The organism is Desmonostoc muscorum LEGE 12446 (assembly GCF_015207005.2).
GTDB classification, from domain to species: domain Bacteria; phylum Cyanobacteriota; class Cyanobacteriia; order Cyanobacteriales; family Nostocaceae; genus Nostoc; species Nostoc muscorum.
The window spans coordinates 7,365,904-7,384,757 of the sequence record NZ_JADEXS020000001.1 but is presented as its reverse complement, the minus strand read 5'-3'; the positions used below and the strand labels follow the sequence as shown (position 1 = coordinate 7,384,757).

Sequence of the window (18,854 nt, the reverse complement as noted above, 5' to 3'; positions counted from 1 at the left end):
TAGAATGCTTATGTTTGTGGCAATGATATTTTTCCTACTCCCCAGTTTTAAATCCACTGACATAGGCTTGTAATTGCTGTGCCACTTCTCTTGCTTGTTGTAGGGAGTTAGATACAGTGCTAGACGAATCTGCGGTGTATTTTAAGGTTTCGGTAATCTGCTCGATTAAAGATGCGATCGCTTGGGAAGCTTCTGCTTGAGATCCTGTTACCGCAAAAATCGATTGTACTAAATGATTCATCTGATCAGATACTTCTAAAATATCTTCCAGTTTCAACTTGGCATTTTGCACAAGATTTGCTCTTTCTACTATCTCACTCGTTCCCGATTCTATGGCTTTAACTAATGCGGTAGTTTCCAATTCCATGTTAGTTAAAACGCCTTGAATTTCTTGGGTGGCTTCGCCAGACTGCACAGCTAATTGAGTAATTTGTTCTACTACTTTCGCAAAGCCTCGACCGCGATCGCCCATCCATGTGGCTTCAATACTAGCATCGCTGGCTAACAAATTAGTTTGGGTGGCGATTTGCCCAATCGTTGATGCAACATGGGAAATTTTTTGAGAAGATTCGCTCAGATTATTGACTTTGTTAGCTATTTGTGAAATCGTCTGCTGCAAATTCAAGATGCTTTCCACAGTAAAATCTATTGTTCCCTTGGCTGTTTCTACTGTGTTAGTAGTAGTGACGCCTACTTCCTGTAGCTGCCCTGCACTATCTACCACCTTTTGCATCCAGAAATTCAGATTATTTAGTTCTTGAAGGGCGTAAGTAATCTGTTCAATTTGTTTGAGTGCTTCATCTCCCACTTGCTGGATGAAACCAGAGTTTTCGCCAAGAGAAACATTCATTTGGTAGGCAGTTTGGTGGATTTGAGTGACAATTTGCCACAGGGTATAAATGATGGTATTAATCGCATCAGCTAAGATTCCAACTTCCCCGGCTGTAACTTGAGAGCGAACAGTTAAATCTCCTTGGGATACCTCATTAACATCATAGATAAGTTGTAGCAGCTGCTCTTGGAGAACTTCTTGACTACGCCTTAATTCTTCTTCTGTTTCCTTGCGCGAAGTAATTTCAACTAGCACGCCAATAAAATTGATTATTTGTCCAAATGCGTCTAGCACAGGAGAAATTGTTAATTCACACCAGAAGAAAGTTCTATCTTTGCGATAACTTTTCAGCACAACTTGGCATTCTCTCGAAGCCTTGATTGCGTCGTCTAATTCTGTAATAATGTCTGGATCTGTGTCAGCCCCTTGAAGAAATTGGTAGTTACATCCTAGTAACTCACCAGATGAATAACCTGTAATTTTTTCCAACGCAGCATTGCAAAATATAATTGGATTTGTTGGCTGACGTGGATCGGTAATGAATATGGCGTTACTGGCTGAAGCGATCGCCCGATCGCGAAGCCGCAAAACTTTCTGTGCTTGCTCAAGCTCATCTAGTAGACTCGCTTGTTCTAAAGCGATGCCGACTTGAATTGCTAATTGTCTAAATAAATTAATTTCATACTTTTGCCAATACCGAGGTCTAGAACATTCGTGGGCACACAATAAACCGACAAGTTGATTATTATGGATAATCGGTGCAATCAAATTCGCCTTAATTTGAAAACCTTCGAGAATTTCCCGGTGACATTCTGTAAAACCAGCTTCATAAATATCATTGGTAGCTCGGACTCGGCCATTTTTGTACATTTCAATATAATTTTCCCGGAATGGGTCATTGACCGTTTTTCCTAAGGTTTTCGTCCAACCTTGAGCAATGGACTCGGCGATAATAATGCCACTCCAGTCACTATTGAAACGATACATAACCACACGGTCTGTTTTTAATGCTAGACGAACTTCATGGACAGTTGTGTTGATTACATCATCTAACTTCAGCGATCGCCGAATTTGTAGGGTAATCTCTGTAAATAATTGTGAAAGTTTGGCTTGGGCTTCTTGCTCTGCTAAAAGCTTTGTTTGGGCAGACAAACGCCGATCTATAAACGAAGTCAGCAGCGCAAAACCGAGAATCACTAATGTGGCAATACCAATAGAGACACCCAGCAAAGTTAGGGAATCGTTCGTTTTTGCTAGCCCAGATATTGCTGTTGGGTTAGTCGGGGTCAATCTCATAGCCCCCATCCCTGTGTAATGCATCCCAGCGATCGCTCCCCCGATAAAAAGCGCACCGCTAACCTTCGCCCACCAGGGAGTTGTATTCGTTTGTGTACGTAATTGAAACGCAATATTTAGCCCTAGAATTGATGCGCCGATGGCGATCGCTATGGAAAGTATAAACAGTACTGGGTTGTATGTGGCGGTTGCTTGTATTCGCATCGCCAGCATTCCAATGTAGTGCATGGAGGCGATACCAATACCCATTAAGGTTCCGCCAACCAGCAATTGCCAAATGCTCAACACTGGGCGACTTGCCAGGAAAAGTGCGCCTCCTGAAGCAATCACCGCAGGTAGCATAGAAACCAGCACAGTCAACATATCATAGGTTATTGGTATCGGCAGACAGAAGGCTAACATGGCGACAAAGTGCATCGACCAGATACCGATTCCCATAACCATTGCGCCGCCAATTAACCAAGCGACTTGAGCCGATGCTTTGGCTGCTGTTACCCGTCCAGCCAAATCAAGAGCAGTATATGAGGCGAGAACTGCGATCGCAATTGAAAGGGTTATCAGCCGTAGGTCGTAGATGCTACTCATAGCCATATCTGCTTGGAACCTCAGGTGGAGCTTATGCTTTCTTTTTTTATCACTTTATGGGGCATCTGGGAGATGAGGGAGACGCTCTTACGCGGGGAATACAATGCCGGGAGCAACGCGATTTTGTGAGATGGGTAAGCAGGGGAGGCAGGGGAAGAGAAATAAATTAAGTGTATTTATTATATACTTGGTAGTAAACATTACTAAGATTTTCTCTTTACTCCCCCTGCTTCCCCTGCTCCCCCTGCTCCCCCTGCTCCCCCTGCTCATTGGACGATGATCTCACTTTTTTGCGTTGCTCCCCCAATGCCCCATGCCCTATGCCCTATAAGAATTACAAATTACACATAGGTGTACTACTGTCCATAGATGTTTCAGTATCTTAATGAAAAGAGCAATTCATGATATTCTCATACTTAGATACTAAAAATCAGTATGCAGTTAATGCATTCTAGATTTTGTTGGGATAAATTAATAATTTATACGAAAAACTATGCACTGCCAAAGTTGTAAAAACAGGCGGTTATAGCTTGTTAATTGTACAGAGTGCTTCCAAACAAACCCGAGTCAAGAAAACAAAATGATATCAACACTTTTGAACGATCGCTATCGTATTATTAGCGTACTTGGAACTGGTGGATTTTGTGAAACATTCTTAGCCGAAGATACCCAAATGCCTTCGGGACGACGTTGTGTAATTAAGCAACTCAAACCAGTTACCGACAACCCAGAAGTTTATCAGTTGGTACAAAGGCGATTTCAAAGAGAAGCCGCAATTTTAGAAGAACTAGGAGGATCTAGCAATCAAATTCCCACTCTATACGCCTACTTTCAAGCAGATGGGCAATTTTACCTCGTACAGGAATGGATTTCTGGACAAACCCTTAATCAAGAAGTAAAACAAAACGGTTGTTTTAGCGAAAGTGAAGTAATCCCAATTTTAATTAGTCTGTTGAAATTGCTGGACTTTGTACATGGCAAAGGCATCATCCACCGCGATATTAAACCAGACAATATTATTCTGCGTTCATCTGATGGCAAACCAATTTTAATTGATTTTGGTGCAGTGCGAGAAACGATGGCAACAGTCATGCATTCAGAAGGCACTGTTAGTAATTCAATTATTATTGGTACACCAGGTTTCATGCCTAGCGAACAAGCAGCAGGCCGTCCAGTTTTTGCCAGTGATTTGTATAGTTTGGCGTTAACAGCGATTTTTTTGTTGATGGGAAAATCGCCCCAAGAATTGATGACAGACTCCCACACCGGAGAGCATTTATGGAATAGGGATGCCATCAGTCCGAATTTGATGGAAGTGTTAAAAAAAGCAACTCAGTTTGATGTCAGGGAGCGCTATTCTACTGCAAAAGAAATGCTGGATGCTTTGCAGACTATTGCCAATTCAACTGCACCAAAAGTGCCAATGTATAGTCAACTGTCTGCTTTCACTAATTCTGTGATCCGCTTGCCAGCTGCTCAGAACAGTAAACAAAACGCTATTTTTATTGGTAGTACTTTAGTCGGCGGCGGATTAATCGGTGGGTGCGTGATTATTGGTCTTTTGTTAGCACACTCTCCGCAATCTGGGACATATAAAGAAGCTACATCTTCGCTCCTACCAAAAACAGAAGTTGAAGAAAATTCTTCGTTATCTCTTCCACCTGGAACGGCAAATTATCAAATAGGGACAACCCGTGAATCACCAATTACAAACGGCGCTAATCTACCTAATTCTTTTTATTTTGTAGCCAATTCTAGTTTGCCAAATCTGCAAACTGCCATCAAACAAGTGAAAATTTTACAATCCCAAGGAATTAGTCAATCAGGAGTATTCTGGATACCAGATTATCCGAATTTATCAGATCAAAAAAATTTATTTATAGTTTATGTAGCCACCTTTAAAGACCGTTCCAGCTGTATTAACTTCCTCAAAACTTACGGCCAAATCAATCCAGAATCATATTGCGCCTTTGCTAGTAAAGATTTAAACGCGCCAATGGCTAAAGTGTCTTTTAAGGACATAAAGTGAAATAGAATTCAGGAGTCAGGAGTCAGGAGTCAGGAGTCAGAATTCAGGAGTCATACCATTTCCCAAAATCTTTGCAACATATCAATCGGTTGTAGGGGCGTACAGCTGTACGCCCCTACATATTTATCTGTACCAGGTATTTCGTGAAATGGAGTCAGAATTGGTGAATACTCTACTGACAAAGACATAGAGTTTGAAAATGGTAATATTTACAGGGGATTTCAAGAAGCGTGAAGTGGACAATTTCACTCTCAAAGCCAAGTATAAAGCTCATTCTACTTCTGAATTCTGACTTCTGAATTCTGAATTCTCAATTCTACTGTATTGACATACAGATGTGCTACTTTAGCACCGATTACAGCATAATTAAACCAATTCTTACAGCCGCAGTCACCGCTTCGGTGCGGGTGGAGACACTGAGCTTTTGAAAAATCGATGAAAGATGAAATTTGACGGTATGCTCAGAGATGTGCAAACGTTTAGCGATCGCTTTATTACCTAATCCAGACCCAAGCATTGTTAAAACTTCTATCTCCCGTGGTGTCAAGCTTTGCACAGGATTTGCTACTGCTTTTGAGACCAGATGCAGTAATTCTACAGCATTTGGGTGCAGTACTACCAAACCAACAGCGATCGCCTGCACAGCCACGACTATTTCTGACTCTGTGCTACTACTGAGCAATATACCCCGAATACCAGAACGTAAAGCCTTTTCCAAGTCGATGCTGTCGAGTTCGTCAACAATAACAAGTATTAATGGGTATTGTTCTTCTGGAATCAGCAGCAGTTTTTCCCACGCTGATTGTTGAAAATTACCGCCCATATCTACTAGCACCACATCAGGTTGTAACTCCTCAACCTCTGCTGCTAATACATCCAAATCCGAGACACTCCCGACAACCGTCAACTGCGGATTATTACTCACCACAGCAGACAATCCTACCCGCACCACAAGAGAAGTAGCAACTACCATCACCCGGATTGTGTCCACAACAGTTTCCCCAAATGTAATACCATTGTGGATTTTAGATTTTAGATTTAGAGTCAGTGTGTTGGGCGGATTACCCGACATACGTTTTACCCCACCCCCAACCCCTCCCCAAAGCATCGGGGAGGGGAGGTTTTGGCTTTAGACAAAACCGGGGTGGGGTAATGCGAGTCGTGATGGGCAGTGAGTGAATTCATGCATCACGTGTTGACAAAGGTTTCACGTTAAGTTGACACCAATGGGCACTGACGTGCCCCTACAGGTGTACCTTATTAGGTCAGGAAACGCTATGACTTTTGACGAATGATTTAGGATTGCTATATCCTATTTCACTTCATTAGCGATAATTCCAATTAAATTTAACTTACTCAAAATTTCAATCGCTTGAATCAATTGAGTTCGCTTCACTTTACCCATCCGCTCTACCATGACGATCGCATTGCAAAAAGATGCGATAATCCTGGCATCAACGGTGGCTAAAATTGATGGAGCATCTATCAATACTAAATCATAATTTTCTTCAAATAACTCTATTAGTTCTTTCATTCTCTGAGAACTCAGCAGCTTCACTCTATCTTCTGGAACAGGCCCAGCAGTCAAAATATCAATGAAGGGGTGAATCGGCTGAATGTAATCTTGAAAATTGGTAGTTGTCTCATCAACTAATAACAGAGATAGTCCCCAATCATTAGAAAGTTCTAATACTTTGTGCAGGTTAGGATTTTGCAAATTAGCATCAATTACTAACACCCGTCGATGCATCCGGATAGCACTAGCCACTAGCCCTAATACTAGGGTTGTCTTTCCTTCCCCTGGTAGTGCTGAAGTCAACATCAATGACTTGAAAGGAAATGGATATTTTAATATTTTAATGTTTTGGTAGATCATGTCCAAAGTTTCATGGACAGGCAACTTGGCGCCAGGTTCTACCATAGCAGGAGCTAAACTTCGTTGCCCATTACCAGACAGATTTAAAAGACGCTTTTGACTATGAGGCGATCGCAATTTTGGTACCGTTCCCAGTACACGCAGATTTGTCAGCTTTTTTAAATCTGCCGTATTATAAATAGTTTCATTAAATTTTGACAAAATCAAGGCTATTAAAATGCCTAAAATCGGTCCAATAACTCCTCCCCCCAGCAAATATAATAATCTGCTATCCCCTGCATAAGTACCCAAACCAGGTTCTTCCAAAACTTGCCAGTTATATCCTTCCTGAGAAATTTTCATTCCTAAGGATTGTTGTGCTTCAACCAGTTGTTCCAGAGCTTTATGAGTAGTTTCTATCTTTTGCCGCAGACGATTATATTCAGCTGTCAGGTTCGGATATTTGCTTAATTCAGAACGAAGTCGCTGTTCTGATTGCACTAAACTTTTTTCATTGGCAGTTAGTCCTAAAACATTTGTCTGTAGCAGAATTAATTCGTCTACTAGGTTCGGATCAACTGCCACTGTCTGCGCTTTTAAGAGTTCTTCTCCCTTACTGCCATTAGTAATATTTTTTACTTCTTGACGTAATAATGTTAATTGATTTTGGCGTTGTTGTTTGAGTTTTTCTACTGATGGATAATCATCTGTATAACGCAACCGTTCCTTAGCCAGCGCTAGCTCAGTTTTTTGAATTTCATTTAATAGTATTTGATAGCGGCTTGACTGATTTAAACGAGAAGAGATTTTGGCATTTTGTTGGGAAGAAGATGCTATTTGTTGTTCCAGGCTATCGTAACGAGCGTTTACATCTTGAAGTTGGGCGCGAGTGGTTTGCAACTGTTGTTGAATCTCAGCCAAAGATTGTAGCAGGATTTTACTTTGTGCTTCGGGATCGACTAAATTATGCTTCTTGCGAAACTGTTCTAAATTTTTCTCAGCTTGACTGACCTCTTTTTTGATTTGGGGTAGGCGCGTATTGACAAAAGCCAGTCCCCGATCTAAACGCTCTTTCTGTTGTTCTGTATTGTAGTTTTCATAGACTTTCTGTAAAGCTTGAAGTACTCTTTGGGCTTTAACTGGATCGTCATCATTAAAGGAAACTTCAAATACTTGGTTAAAAACCTCATTAGCTTCTGTATTTGCTTGTTCTTGATTGATTTTCAAAGGTGCTTTTTTGTTGTATTGTTTTTGACCTTTAATATATTCTAAAGTAATATCAGGATAATCAGAATGAAGTAAATCTACAGCTTTCTGAAGCAGCTTAGAACTCAGCATGAGTTTCATCTGAGTACTGTAATCAACAACTTTGGCATCTGTCTGTTCTGGAATATTATTTGACTTTGCCTCTTGAGATAAATTGGAACTTACCAGTATCTGCATGTCGCTTTGGTAACTAGATTTTGCACTGACAGCAAAGAAGCTGGCAACTGACATGACTATACAAGAAACCCCCAAAATCACAAAGCGTTGACGAAACAAAAGAGTAGGTAGTTGTCTGATACCAACCCTGCTTTGTGCTGAGGTCGTAATTTGTTGCTCTTGATTCAGACTAGTCTTAACCATTATCAAACTCCTTGAATATCGAAAGAATATATTTGGAAGATTGTGATAAACATTGTTTTAAATTATTTTTTTACACCTAGAACTACAACACAATACTTAATTATTGTCCCAATAATCAAACCACTTGGGATAAGATTATGTCAACTAACTGTTTCATATTCATCAATTCATGCATAAAAATTTTCAATCCGTACTAGAAGAACATTTTTTCAATAAATCTTTATTTAAAGAATAAAAATCTTGATAAAAAATTAATTATTTTTTTGAAATTTTTAACTACCATACGATTTACCAAATTACTACATAGAGAGCAAAGTTATTTTTTGAACTTGTAATATAAAAAACATTCTGATAAAAATCTTGAAATCATAATCTTAGTATATTATTGTTGATATAAATAATTAACTGTAAATTCAATACTTCGCCAATTTCCGAGTATTGACATAGAGCAAATCTAATATTTTAACGCTGATTTTTCCTAGAAGGCAAAAAACTGAGCCAATAAAATTTCAAACATCTTCTAAGAATCAAGCCCCCTCTTGTGTTGGTCTATTTCGACAAAAACTAGACTACCTCTTTTTTTGGCAAAGGTATTGATTTAGATAAGCATAAAAAAGCCTGGATAGATGGCAACTTTGAGACATTGCAATTTATCCAGGGTTGTAAGGTATATATCTAAGTGATTTTCAGCCTTTAGAAAGTCACCGTTTATTACTGAGTTTTCTTTCTTCGACCAGAAGTAGGGAGCCTGTTACCAGTAGACAACGTTCTTGCTTGGTGTGCGATCGCTTCGCTACCCCCATGCCCTAATCCCTACTTCCTGGCACCGTTAACAATTTGGTAGAGTTTGTCTTCAAATTTTTCCATACATGCCGACCAATCGAAATCGATTATGGAGGGGCGAGCCTGTGTAGTCATGTCTGCCTTTAATTCGGGATTTTCTAGAATTGCGATCGCCTTTTGGGCAAAGTCTGTTGGGTTGTTGGGTTGAGCAAGAAAGCCGTTGCGACCAGGAAATACTTGTTCTGAGGTTGATGGTGCAATAACGGCAATCACAGGGGTTCCAGAAGCTAGGGCTTCGTTATTTGTAGTGCAGAAGTTTTCAGTGATAGAAGGGTTAACAAAAACATCTGCTCTGGCAAACCAACCTAAAAGTTCTGTACCGTGGGACTCACCCCAGATGGTAATACCGGATGCAAACTTTTGGGCACGCTCACGGATTTCTCTATCCTGGGGGCCACTTCCAACAATCACCAGATGGACATCGGGAATTTTGGCAGCAATGAGTGGAAATATATCAATTAGTTGGTTGACATTCTTTTCGGGGGTGATGCGTCCAACAAACAGCAAAGTTGGTCGATGGTCGTTGGGAATCGGGTCATAAGAAATATTTCGCGGGTGAAATTTTTCGCAATCTATACCTTGATAAGGGAGATATTCAGCACGTTGGCATTTGAGGTCTTTGTATTTATTGAGTTGTTCTTGAGAAGAAAAGAAATTGAAGTCATAAGAGTTGCTAAACTGTTTGACCAAAATGGGAATGATTGGACGAATAAAACTGAAGAATTTATTTCCAAAGTAATATTTGATGTAGGCAACAATATCAGTGTGGAAAAGCGATATTATTGGCGTACCTGTTCGTTTTGCGTATTGCGTGCCCACAGCGCGGCCGTAACCTTGCAAGAAAAATGAGTATAAACCTCTCATTTGTGCGGCTTCTTCAACCACTATAATGTCGGGTTTAAATTTCTCCAGCAGCTTGGTATCACTCCAATGGCGATAGTGCAATGGTTGGGGAAGAGATTTGTAAAATATTAGTGGTTTTGTGGGGAATGCGTAAGTAGATAAGTTAGGAAAGGATTGAATTTCATTTAATCCTGGCATGGGGCGATCGCCAACATTTTTTGGGTAGCGATCGCTAATTTGTGGATGGATCAAAAAAACCTCATGTCCCTGTTCCAGCAACCAACGAACTCGTTGATGTACTGCTACAGAAACTCCAGTTAAAAAAGGAGCATACAATCCCGTAAATAAGGCAATGCGTAGTTTTTGCTTAGTCATATAAAAAAAGAATTACTTCACGAAAATGCTGGTTTTGGATTTAGGACTTACGCAGCAATGTTTCATGACTGGTAAGAATTCAGAATTCAGAATTCAGAATCTAGAAGACTTTTATATAGCGTTTCCCAGTCTGGTGAAGTACGCCCGTAGGGGCACGGTAGTGCCCATACGTGTCAACTTAACGCGAAACCCTTGTCAAGACGTGATATTCAGTTCTCTCTCTTAGCATTACTCACCGCGTCACCCCACCCTAACCCTCCCCGTATGTATTGGGGAGGGAACTGGATTTCTTTTTCCCCCCTTTATAAGGGGGGATTAAGGGGGGTAAAACGTCTGTGGGACAAGCATTTGAGCTTAAGTTGACACCAATGGGCACTGCCGTGCCCTTACACCTTGCCATATAATTTTGTACCGCATCTGAATGAGAATCGCTATATCGAAAATTAATATTTAAAAATATTAATTTCTACTAAGTCTCATTGATCAATAATCCTGAATCATGAAAATGACGCCTTTATTCTTACCATTAACATCCTGATTATTTGGCTCAGCAATTCCCGGCAATCCAGTTAGATTTAGGATTTACACTTTTCCAAGCAATCTCAATTTTAGATTGTGAAAAAATGTTTACGATCCTCTATCAGAAATTATAAATACACTCGAAATTCTCAGTCTAAATTCCCCTGAATATATTTTCTACAACCTTGGCTTTAATACAAAAAAATGTATTTCTAGAAAGGTTGTAGTTAATATAGTTTACTAAAAACAAGATAATATAAATTCATTACTAGGGAATGTTTAGTCTGATAAGTTTCATGCCCTAGTTGATATTTACAGCAGATTTTAAGGAAAGTGAAGTACAGTATCTAGGTCTGATAGCTACACAGAGAGCCTATTATAATTCTGATTCCTGAATTCTGACTCCTGTTAGCGCAGCGGGGCGTAGCCCATTCTGACTCCTGAATTCTGCCATAGTAATCAGTTCAAAGAGAAACCTTGCTATTAATAGGTTGATCCAACCATTGATAAGGGCGATATTCCACTAGGCGGATATTCCAAGCCCCTCGAACCCGATAGCTGACACCGCGCCAGGTGACTGTTGAAATCCACAGAGATGATAGCATTGCTAAGCCATAAACCCATTGTGTTAGCGGAATCCCAATCAACATTTTAATGATAGTGGGAGCTGATAATTTGGCTATTGGCTGGTCATTCGAGCGAACTACTTGCTGTATACCTAACTCCAAAACGAGCATCAGCAAAAGTAATCCTACAACATAGACGGTATAGCAGCCAAACAATAGAGATGCGGCTTCCCATTTTGCTTCTAACAATGACTCTAAAACTAACATAATGACTGTAGTCGGAAACAAAATGCTAGAAACAGCTTCACTAACTATAGCCAACCAACGTGGATGATAAAGTCGAGAACAAAGTATCAAGCGTTTGAGAGAGTCTAGTAAGCCTACTAAATCAATTTCTTCACGATTAACTGTTAATAAAGTAGGTACAAACTTAACCTGTAACCCATGTATTTTAAGAACATCGTGAATCATGAAATCTTCGCTTAAAGCTTGTGCCCACTTATCTAAAAGTTCAGTTTTGTGAAGCACTTCTGTTTTCATAGCCAAAGTTCCGCCCCAAGGAATTTGGAAGAGAAACATTTGGACTACTGTGGATACATTGCCTATGTATCGCACTAAAGATCCCCAATTCTTACCGGTTGGCATATACCAACGGTTACCAGTTGTTGCGCCGACATTAGCATCACCTAGAGGACTGACTAATTCTCGCAGCCAATTGCGATGAACTATAGTATCAGCATCTACTAAAGCAACTACCTTATAGGAATCGTCTAATTCACGGACAGCCTGCACTAGAGAACTGCATTTGAGACTACAATTATTGCGTACTATTCTCAAAGGACTGATTTGAACATTAGTTGCTTCCTGCTCTGTGATAGTTTCGCTGGCAATTTTCCAAGCAGGATCTTCTTGACTATCAATAACTAACTTTAAATCATACTGTGGATAGTTCTGATTTAGGAGCGATCGCAAACAACTAGGCAAAAACGGATCGGCTCCCCGCAGACAAAGAATCACAGCTGTTTTAGGCAACTGCTCATCTGGTAATAAATTTTTTCGAGATGAGCGCAGATACCAAAGAAAGATTAGCGTTAAACACACCTGAATAACCAGCCAACCCATCAAAGACTTAGACAGAAATATTGCCAAATCTTCCATTAAATTTTTAGTCTCCGGAGAATAGGGGAATGGGGATTGGGGATTGGGTATTGGGGATTGGGGATTGGTATTTGAAAATTCTTCCCCAGTCCCTAGTCCCCAGTCCCCAGTCCCTTTTATGAATCCAACGAGTATTTCATAATAATGTTGACTGTGGTATTTTTATTCACCACAAAACTGGCATCACGGAACTTGGGTGTACCTGTTTGTATGGACACAGTTGGATTTTTAGAAATACCAAAACCTTCTGTGGGAATACCGAAAAAGTCTTTGTTGAGTTTGCGATCGCCATTTTGATCGTCAACTACAGCAACAGCATAAGTTCCTGGTTTTAAACCAGAGAATTCTTTTGTTACAGAAGTGCCTGTAATCTTAGCGCAGCCACTTTTAACTTCACTAGTATTACTCGTGGGAAATCCTTTTTCACCTCCAAAAACTCGGAAGCAAATCTCGCCTTTTTGGTGACGAATTCCATTTACTACAACACTAAGTTTTGTTCCTGGCTCAGCATTCACTGTTTTGGCAAAGCTGATGCTTAGTAAACTAGCAAGCAAAAAGTAAGATAATTGAGATAGTTTCAGCATAATTTTGTAGTAGAAATAGGTAATTTGGACACTGAACAAAATTGCATGAAGTCAAAAGTCAAAATTTACAAGTCAAAACAGATTTATTGAATTTGGAGAATAGTTATTAACTATTCTGCTTATATTGTTTGATTTTTAACTTTTGACTTGACTGCAAAATATTGATTCAAAGTCTGATTTTCTGCTCTGTAATTACAGCAGAATTCAAGTACATGAACTACACTATTTAAGTTTCAAAACTAGGCACATAGCCTATTATAATTCTGAATTCTGTTAGCGCAGCGGGGTGTAGCCCATTCTGACTCCTGAATTCTGCTGTAATCCTCGTTGCCAATCTATTGCAAGTATTTGCAAAACTTTTAGCAAATCTTTCAGTAACAGATATTCTGTGCCTTTCAACTTCTGTTGTAGACTTCTATGACAAGATAACCGCTCATACAAACTCAAGGGACTACGCCATATGGAGAGGAAATACTCCCATAATATTCTCCAATGTGGGAATAAAATTTTCCCTTTATTTGCTGAATCAAACCACACTGCATAGGCATAAAAATCAGGTAATACACTGAATGAGGATGCTTGATTGTTGTTTGTCAACAACAAATAATTGGGAAAAAACATACTCATTGATTGTTGCGGATGGCTTCTAGCAAAGAACAAGTATTCGGGTATTTCATAAAATCTACCCAGAAGACCAAGCCTTGACAATAAAATTCCATCTGCATTACCGTAACCACCCATAGGTGGTATTTTTTTCAGAGCGCTAGCGCGAATTACGCCATAACATTGATAGCATAAATGTTTAGTCAGTAATTCGTGAAAGCGATCGTGTGGTTTTAGAGAATCTGTCTTGAGTTTGATGTCGTAGTTTTGGAGAAACTTTCCTTGTTCGTCAATAAAATATACCTGGGTGTGGCACAAAATAATGGTAGGGTCTTGTTCGAGTACCTCAATGCATTTGCTGATAAAATCAGGAGCATGTAGATCATCATAAGCTGCCCATTTAAAATACTCACCCGAAGACAATTCCAAGACACGATTAAAGTTACCAGCGCAACCAATATTATGGTCATTACGGTAGTAACGAACACGTTGGTCTTGCTTAGCGTATGCTCTACAAATTTCCTCAGTTTTATCTGTAGATGCATTATCTGAAATAATTAGTTCAAAATCTTCAAAAGTTTGAGCCAAGAGTGAATCTATGGCTTGTTGAAGAAATTTTTCACCATTGTAAACTGGTAATCCAACACTCAACCGTGGCTGATTGCTACTCATATAAAACAAGTATTCACACAATCTGTGGATTATTTTAAGCTCAATTGCAGCAAATTGTTAGTCAAATGCAACGTGAGAAGTCAGGAGTCAGGAGTCAGAATTCAGAATTCAGAATTCAGAATTCAGGAGTCAGGAGTCAGGAGTCAGGAGTCAGAATTCAGAATTCAGGAGTCAGAAGTCAGAATAATTTGATACCCAAGCTGAATAATTTCAAGGAAATCAAGAAGCAACAACACACTTACTTGATTTTCTAACTCTTCTAACTCCCTCATCCCCCTCATCTCCCTCATCCCCCTCATCCCCCCACTTCCCACTTCCCACTCCCCACTCCCCTACTTAATCAAATTTTCAATCTCCGTTTTTTGCAGCCATTCATGTGTACGCTGCATACCTTCTTCTAGGTCAATTGTTGGTTTATAATTTAACAGGTTTTGGGCTTTAGCAATGGAACACGCATAGGGACGACTCATAAAATCTACAGATTCCGGTAAAATATCGGCTTTTTTCCGAAAAAGTTTTTGTCCTTGAGCGCGTAGTTTGAGAAACAATTTCATTTCATCTTTTGGTAATGAAAGAGGTGCTGGTAAACCTTCCATTGCTGCTAAACGCATGAAGTACTCTTTCCAAGAAGTTTCTTGTCCGTCGGTGATATTAAATATTTCTCCGTAAGTCTGTTTTTCTATCGCTAGAAAGATGCCATCAATCAGGTTGTCTATATATACATGATTGATTACTCCTTTACCATCGTTGGCATAGGCGAATAATTTTTGGCGCATCATCACAATTGGTTTGACTATCCAAGGAATACTTCCAGGTCCGTAAATATCACCGGCTCGAATGATAATAATACCAAAATTTGGCGGATTATTTAATTCTAAAAGTGCTGCTTCTGCTTCTATTTTTGTTTGGCAGTACGGATTATTTTCACCAGAAAGTAGTCCGGTTTCTGTAACACCATCAGAATAGTTGAAACCATAGACCATTACACTGGATAGATGCACAAAAGTTTTAACGCCTGCTTGCTTAGCGGCTTTAGCGATGTTAACAGCACCGCTAACATTGACATCACGAAAATGGTTAATTGAACCAGCTTCTTGAGCAATTTGCTCTGTATGGAAAACGATGTCTATTCCCTGACAAGCTTTCTGGGCAACATTGGGATCGGTGATAGTACCAGTAATGACTTCAACACCTAAATCTTGAGCTTTTTTATTCTGTTCTGTGGAAGTTTGTAATCCACGGACTTTCATTCCCTGGGCTATGGCTAATTCGGCTGCACGCAAGCCGACAAATTCATTAATTCCGGTAATCAGGAGAGTTTGGTTTTGGAGGTTCATAGAGGAAAAGTTATACGAATTTTAGATTTTGGATTTTGGATTCAAGTTTTGGTTTGATGTCACACCCAGGCGTCCAGAAGAAGGGAGTAATTGTTTAGAAAATATCTCCTGGGTCTGCGGAACGGAGTTTATTGATGGCGAGTCCTCCGGAAGTTATACACATTAAAACTGTTGATGTTAAGACCAGTAGTGCATTGTTAGTGGTCATAACTATTGGCAATTTAGTTGCTTCCATTGCAAAATCGTATAACAATATGGAAGTAATAAATCCTGGAATATAACCTAAAAGCGCTAAAATTAAAGCTTGTTGAAATACCACATTCAACAGATATCTATTGGCATATCCTATGGCTTTTAATGTGGCATAAGCAACGAACTGTGTAGCAATATTGCTATAAAGGATTTGATAGACAATTACTACACCAACAACAGAAGCCATTGTCAACATCAGGTTAAGTATAAAACCAATAGGCGTTCTGACAGACCAATATTTCTTCTCAAAATCAATAAAGCCTTGGCGTGTAAAAACCTGGACATCATTTGGCAAACTTGCCTGCAAATCTTTTAGCACTGTTTGTGCATCAATACCAGGTTTGAGGGTTATCAAACCGACATCTATCATATCTGCCGGACGAGTATTAGGATTTATCCTCAGGAAGGTTGAGTCACTCACAACTAAGTTGCCATCTACCCCAAAGGAAGGTCCTAAACTGAATAAGCCACCAATCCTGACTTTATAGCCAATTAATGAATTATAGGGAAATATTTCAATTGTCTGGCTTGTATCTCCGGCATCAAATTGTTCTGCTATCGGGCCAAATTCTGTGCGAGAACTTCTGTCAAAAAGCATGACATCGGGAATTTTGAGTTTATCTAAGTTGTTCTCAATTTCTGCGATGTTCATCACGGGTCTGCCTGGGTCGAAACCAATAACATATATGGAATATTTCTCACCAGTAGCCGGGTTTTTTAGTTTGGCAAATTGCAAATACATGGGGCTAACTGACTCTACGCCATTAAACCCCAAAGTTTGATACAAACGAGTCCGCGAAAAGCTTTGATTTGAGGTCAAAGATTTATATTGCGAACTAACTAAAAATAAATCTCCCTTGAGATTTTGATGCACTGCTGTTGCACTAGAATAAAGAGCATCTTGAAAACCAAGTTGCACAAACATCAACAGCACAATAAAACCAATCCCGGCTACAGCTATTACTAAACGAACTTTTTGCTGGGCTAGCTGTAGCCATGCTAAAGGAATTTTAAAATTCATGGATTTATTTGTTATTTGTCAAGAAATTTTAGATTTTGGATTTTAGATTTTAGATTGACCCATACCCTGTTCATTGCTCTGAATAAACAATTTTAGATTTTAGATTTGTTCCACGTAGCTTGCTTCTCGTAGAGCGAGTATGAATTCCTTTGCTCTAAAGCTTTTTTAAATTTTGGATTTTTAATCTTCAATCCAAAATCCAAAATTTAAAATCTAAAATTTGATCATTAGTTATTTGTAAATGACTAATAACTAATGCCCAGACTAAATCTGAATGGCAACATCTACTTGTAAGTTGGTTAAACGCGCCACCCGTTCGCTATCTGCGGGGTTATCGATGGAGATTTTCACCTCAACTATTCTGCGGTCTGTATCTGAACCTGGGTTAAGACTGAAGATGTTTTGTTTGTCAACTTGCCAACCAATTTCTTTGACGGTTCCCTTTAATGTTCCATTAAATGCAGTGCTGGTGATGGTGGCTTTTTGTCCGATACGCACTTTTTGAACGTCGGTTTGATACACCTCTGCAATCACATACATTTGTGATGTCTTACCTATCTCAGCAAATCCTGTGCTGGTGCTAATTACTTCTCCGGTTTTGGCATGAATTTTCAAGATTTTGCCATTGATGGGAGATTTAATGTAACTTAAATCCAAGTCTGCTTTTGCTTGTTGAACGGAAGTTGTTGCACTGTTGACTTCAGTTTGTGCGACTTGAACATCTACGCTACGCACTTCGCTAATACTCTTGAGTTGGGCTTGTGATTGCTTGAGTTGTTCTTGGTATGTGCCTTGAGTGCGTTGTTTGCTGGCTTGGGCTTCTGCGAGTTGCTGTTGTGTGGTTTTGAGTTGTAAAGCTTTGCTGTCTGCTACGGAAGCTGCGATCGCACCTTGTTTATATAATTGCTGATAGCGATTGTTCTCGGCTTGTGCATTGTCTACTTCAGCCTGGACACGGGCGATTGTCGCTTCTTGGGTAGCAATGTCCCCTTTATATTGTGACTCTAAACTGGCGATCGCTGCTTTTTGAGCATCGATGTCTCCGGTTTTCGCCCCAGATTTCACCTGTGCTAATTTAGCTTTAGCAACTTGCAGTTGGTCTACAGCCTGTTGCAAAGCTGTTTTAGCCCGACCATAATTTTCTAGATATGCTAGTAATTGCCCAGCTTTAACTGCATCTCCTTCTTTGATTAACAGTTTTTCGACTCGCACACCATTATTAGCATTGGGAGCATTCAAAGAAGTAACTTCACCATCTGGCTGCAAACGTCCTAAGGCTGTGACAGCAACTTTTGTCGGGGTGGTTTTTGTCGGGGTTGCTGGTGATATCTCAACTTTAGCTTTCGGCCAAAACGATGCCAAACTATATAAAGCGATTAATCCGGCCGCTAAGGTGAGAGAAGCTGCTAAAATTATCCGCGATCGAACAACGGATTTTGTGAATAATCGGCTTTCTTTATTTACTGCCATATTTTGATTCCAATTCTTACTAGGGGATAGCTGAAATGGCTATATTTAGTCGATAACGAATAAGAATTCAGAACTCAGAATTCAGAACTCAGAATTCAGAATTCAGAAAGAGTTTAGTATGGTTGCTATATTGATTAATCAAATGTTTTCCCGATTCTTTAACTTTTTTGATTCTTTGAAGTTCTGATGTTTGTCTTAAAAATTTCAGAGCGGAGGTTTCCTCCGATCTAACTTTTCGCTGCGGTGAACTGCGCCAATAGCGGAAAATGCCGCTAAGAATTCTCTGTGAATTCTGACTACTGAATTCTGACTCCTGACTACTGAATTTTTATGGTTATGTTACTGGAAAGCTTCTTTAGTTATATCGTCATTTGTCCTCGAATCCAGT

General features: G+C 39.7%; 11 protein-coding genes. 1 reads left to right on the top strand and 10 read right to left on the bottom strand.

The annotated features are described in order from the left end of the window. Positions 1–34: 34 nt before the first annotated feature. A complete protein-coding gene (locus IQ276_RS30380) occupies positions 35–2,713 on the bottom strand; it encodes an MHYT domain-containing protein (RefSeq protein WP_235116107.1) in 2,679 nt (892 codons plus the stop codon). Positions 2,714–3,293: 580 nt separating this feature from the next. Between IQ276_RS30380 and IQ276_RS30375 the strand changes: the two genes are divergently transcribed. Then, positions 3,294–4,742: a serine/threonine-protein kinase gene (locus IQ276_RS30375; RefSeq protein ID WP_193925027.1), complete on the top strand. Its 1,449-nt coding sequence runs from the start codon at positions 3,294–3,296 to the stop codon at positions 4,740–4,742. 355 nt (positions 4,743–5,097) lie between these two features. Here IQ276_RS30375 and IQ276_RS30370 read toward each other — a convergent pair whose 3' ends face one another. From IQ276_RS30370 to IQ276_RS30330, 9 genes are all read right to left on the bottom strand, one after another. Beyond that, entirely contained in the window at positions 5,098–5,814 is a 717-nt protein-coding gene (locus IQ276_RS30370; RefSeq protein ID WP_309245619.1) for a response regulator transcription factor, read from the bottom strand. 240 nt (positions 5,815–6,054) lie between these two features. Beyond that, on the bottom strand, positions 6,055–8,223 hold the full coding sequence (locus IQ276_RS30365) for a GumC family protein (RefSeq protein WP_193923217.1): 2,169 nt from the start codon (positions 8,221–8,223) through the stop codon (positions 6,055–6,057). Positions 8,224–9,036: 813 nt separating this feature from the next. Continuing rightward, positions 9,037–10,284 (bottom strand): glycosyltransferase, encoded by a 1,248-nt coding sequence (locus IQ276_RS30360; RefSeq protein WP_193923215.1) that lies wholly within the window; start codon positions 10,282–10,284, stop codon positions 9,037–9,039. 983 nt (positions 10,285–11,267) lie between these two features. Beyond that, positions 11,268–12,527 (bottom strand): glycosyltransferase family 2 protein, encoded by a 1,260-nt coding sequence (locus tag IQ276_RS30355; protein ID WP_235116106.1) that lies wholly within the window; start codon positions 12,525–12,527, stop codon positions 11,268–11,270. Between the two features lie 116 nt (positions 12,528–12,643). Then, positions 12,644–13,111 (bottom strand): DUF2141 domain-containing protein, encoded by a 468-nt coding sequence (locus IQ276_RS30350; RefSeq protein WP_235116105.1) that lies wholly within the window; start codon positions 13,109–13,111, stop codon positions 12,644–12,646. 273 nt (positions 13,112–13,384) lie between these two features. Beyond that, positions 13,385–14,386: a glycosyltransferase family 2 protein gene (locus IQ276_RS30345; protein ID WP_193925574.1), complete on the bottom strand. Its 1,002-nt coding sequence runs from the start codon at positions 14,384–14,386 to the stop codon at positions 13,385–13,387. Positions 14,387–14,718: 332 nt separating this feature from the next. Continuing rightward, positions 14,719–15,723 (bottom strand): NAD-dependent epimerase/dehydratase family protein, encoded by a 1,005-nt coding sequence (locus IQ276_RS30340; RefSeq protein ID WP_235116104.1) that lies wholly within the window; start codon positions 15,721–15,723, stop codon positions 14,719–14,721. A 94-nt stretch (positions 15,724–15,817) separates the two neighbouring features. Beyond that, a complete protein-coding gene (gene devC / locus IQ276_RS30335) occupies positions 15,818–16,996 on the bottom strand; it encodes an ABC transporter permease DevC (RefSeq protein ID WP_193919200.1) in 1,179 nt (392 codons plus the stop codon). 264 nt (positions 16,997–17,260) lie between these two features. Then, entirely contained in the window at positions 17,261–18,466 is a 1,206-nt protein-coding gene (locus tag IQ276_RS30330; RefSeq protein ID WP_193919198.1) for an ABC exporter membrane fusion protein, read from the bottom strand. Between the last annotated feature and the right edge of the window lie 388 nt (positions 18,467–18,854).

Excerpts from the sequence above, each read along its gene's own strand:
- IQ276_RS30380 (WP_235116107.1), bottom strand. The coding sequence starts at position 2,713 with ATGAGTAGCATCTACGACCTACGGCTGATAACCCTTTCAATTGCGATC.
- IQ276_RS30370 (WP_309245619.1), bottom strand. The coding sequence starts at position 5,814 with ATGTCGGGTAATCCGCCCAACACACTGACTCTAAATCTAAAATCTAAA.
- IQ276_RS30340 (WP_235116104.1), bottom strand. The coding sequence starts at position 15,723 with ATGAACCTCCAAAACCAAACTCTCCTGATTACCGGAATTAATGAATTT.
- IQ276_RS30330 (WP_193919198.1), bottom strand. The coding sequence starts at position 18,466 with ATGGCAGTAAATAAAGAAAGCCGATTATTCACAAAATCCGTTGTTCGA.
- IQ276_RS30365 (WP_193923217.1), bottom strand. The coding sequence starts at position 8,223 with ATGGTTAAGACTAGTCTGAATCAAGAGCAACAAATTACGACCTCAGCA.
- IQ276_RS30360 (WP_193923215.1), bottom strand. The coding sequence starts at position 10,284 with ATGACTAAGCAAAAACTACGCATTGCCTTATTTACGGGATTGTATGCT.
- IQ276_RS30350 (WP_235116105.1), bottom strand. The coding sequence starts at position 13,111 with ATGCTGAAACTATCTCAATTATCTTACTTTTTGCTTGCTAGTTTACTA.
- IQ276_RS30355 (WP_235116106.1), bottom strand. The coding sequence starts at position 12,527 with ATGGAAGATTTGGCAATATTTCTGTCTAAGTCTTTGATGGGTTGGCTG.
- devC (WP_193919200.1), bottom strand. The coding sequence starts at position 16,996 with ATGAATTTTAAAATTCCTTTAGCATGGCTACAGCTAGCCCAGCAAAAA.
- IQ276_RS30375 (WP_193925027.1), top strand. The coding sequence starts at position 3,294 with ATGATATCAACACTTTTGAACGATCGCTATCGTATTATTAGCGTACTT.
- IQ276_RS30345 (WP_193925574.1), bottom strand. The coding sequence starts at position 14,386 with ATGAGTAGCAATCAGCCACGGTTGAGTGTTGGATTACCAGTTTACAAT.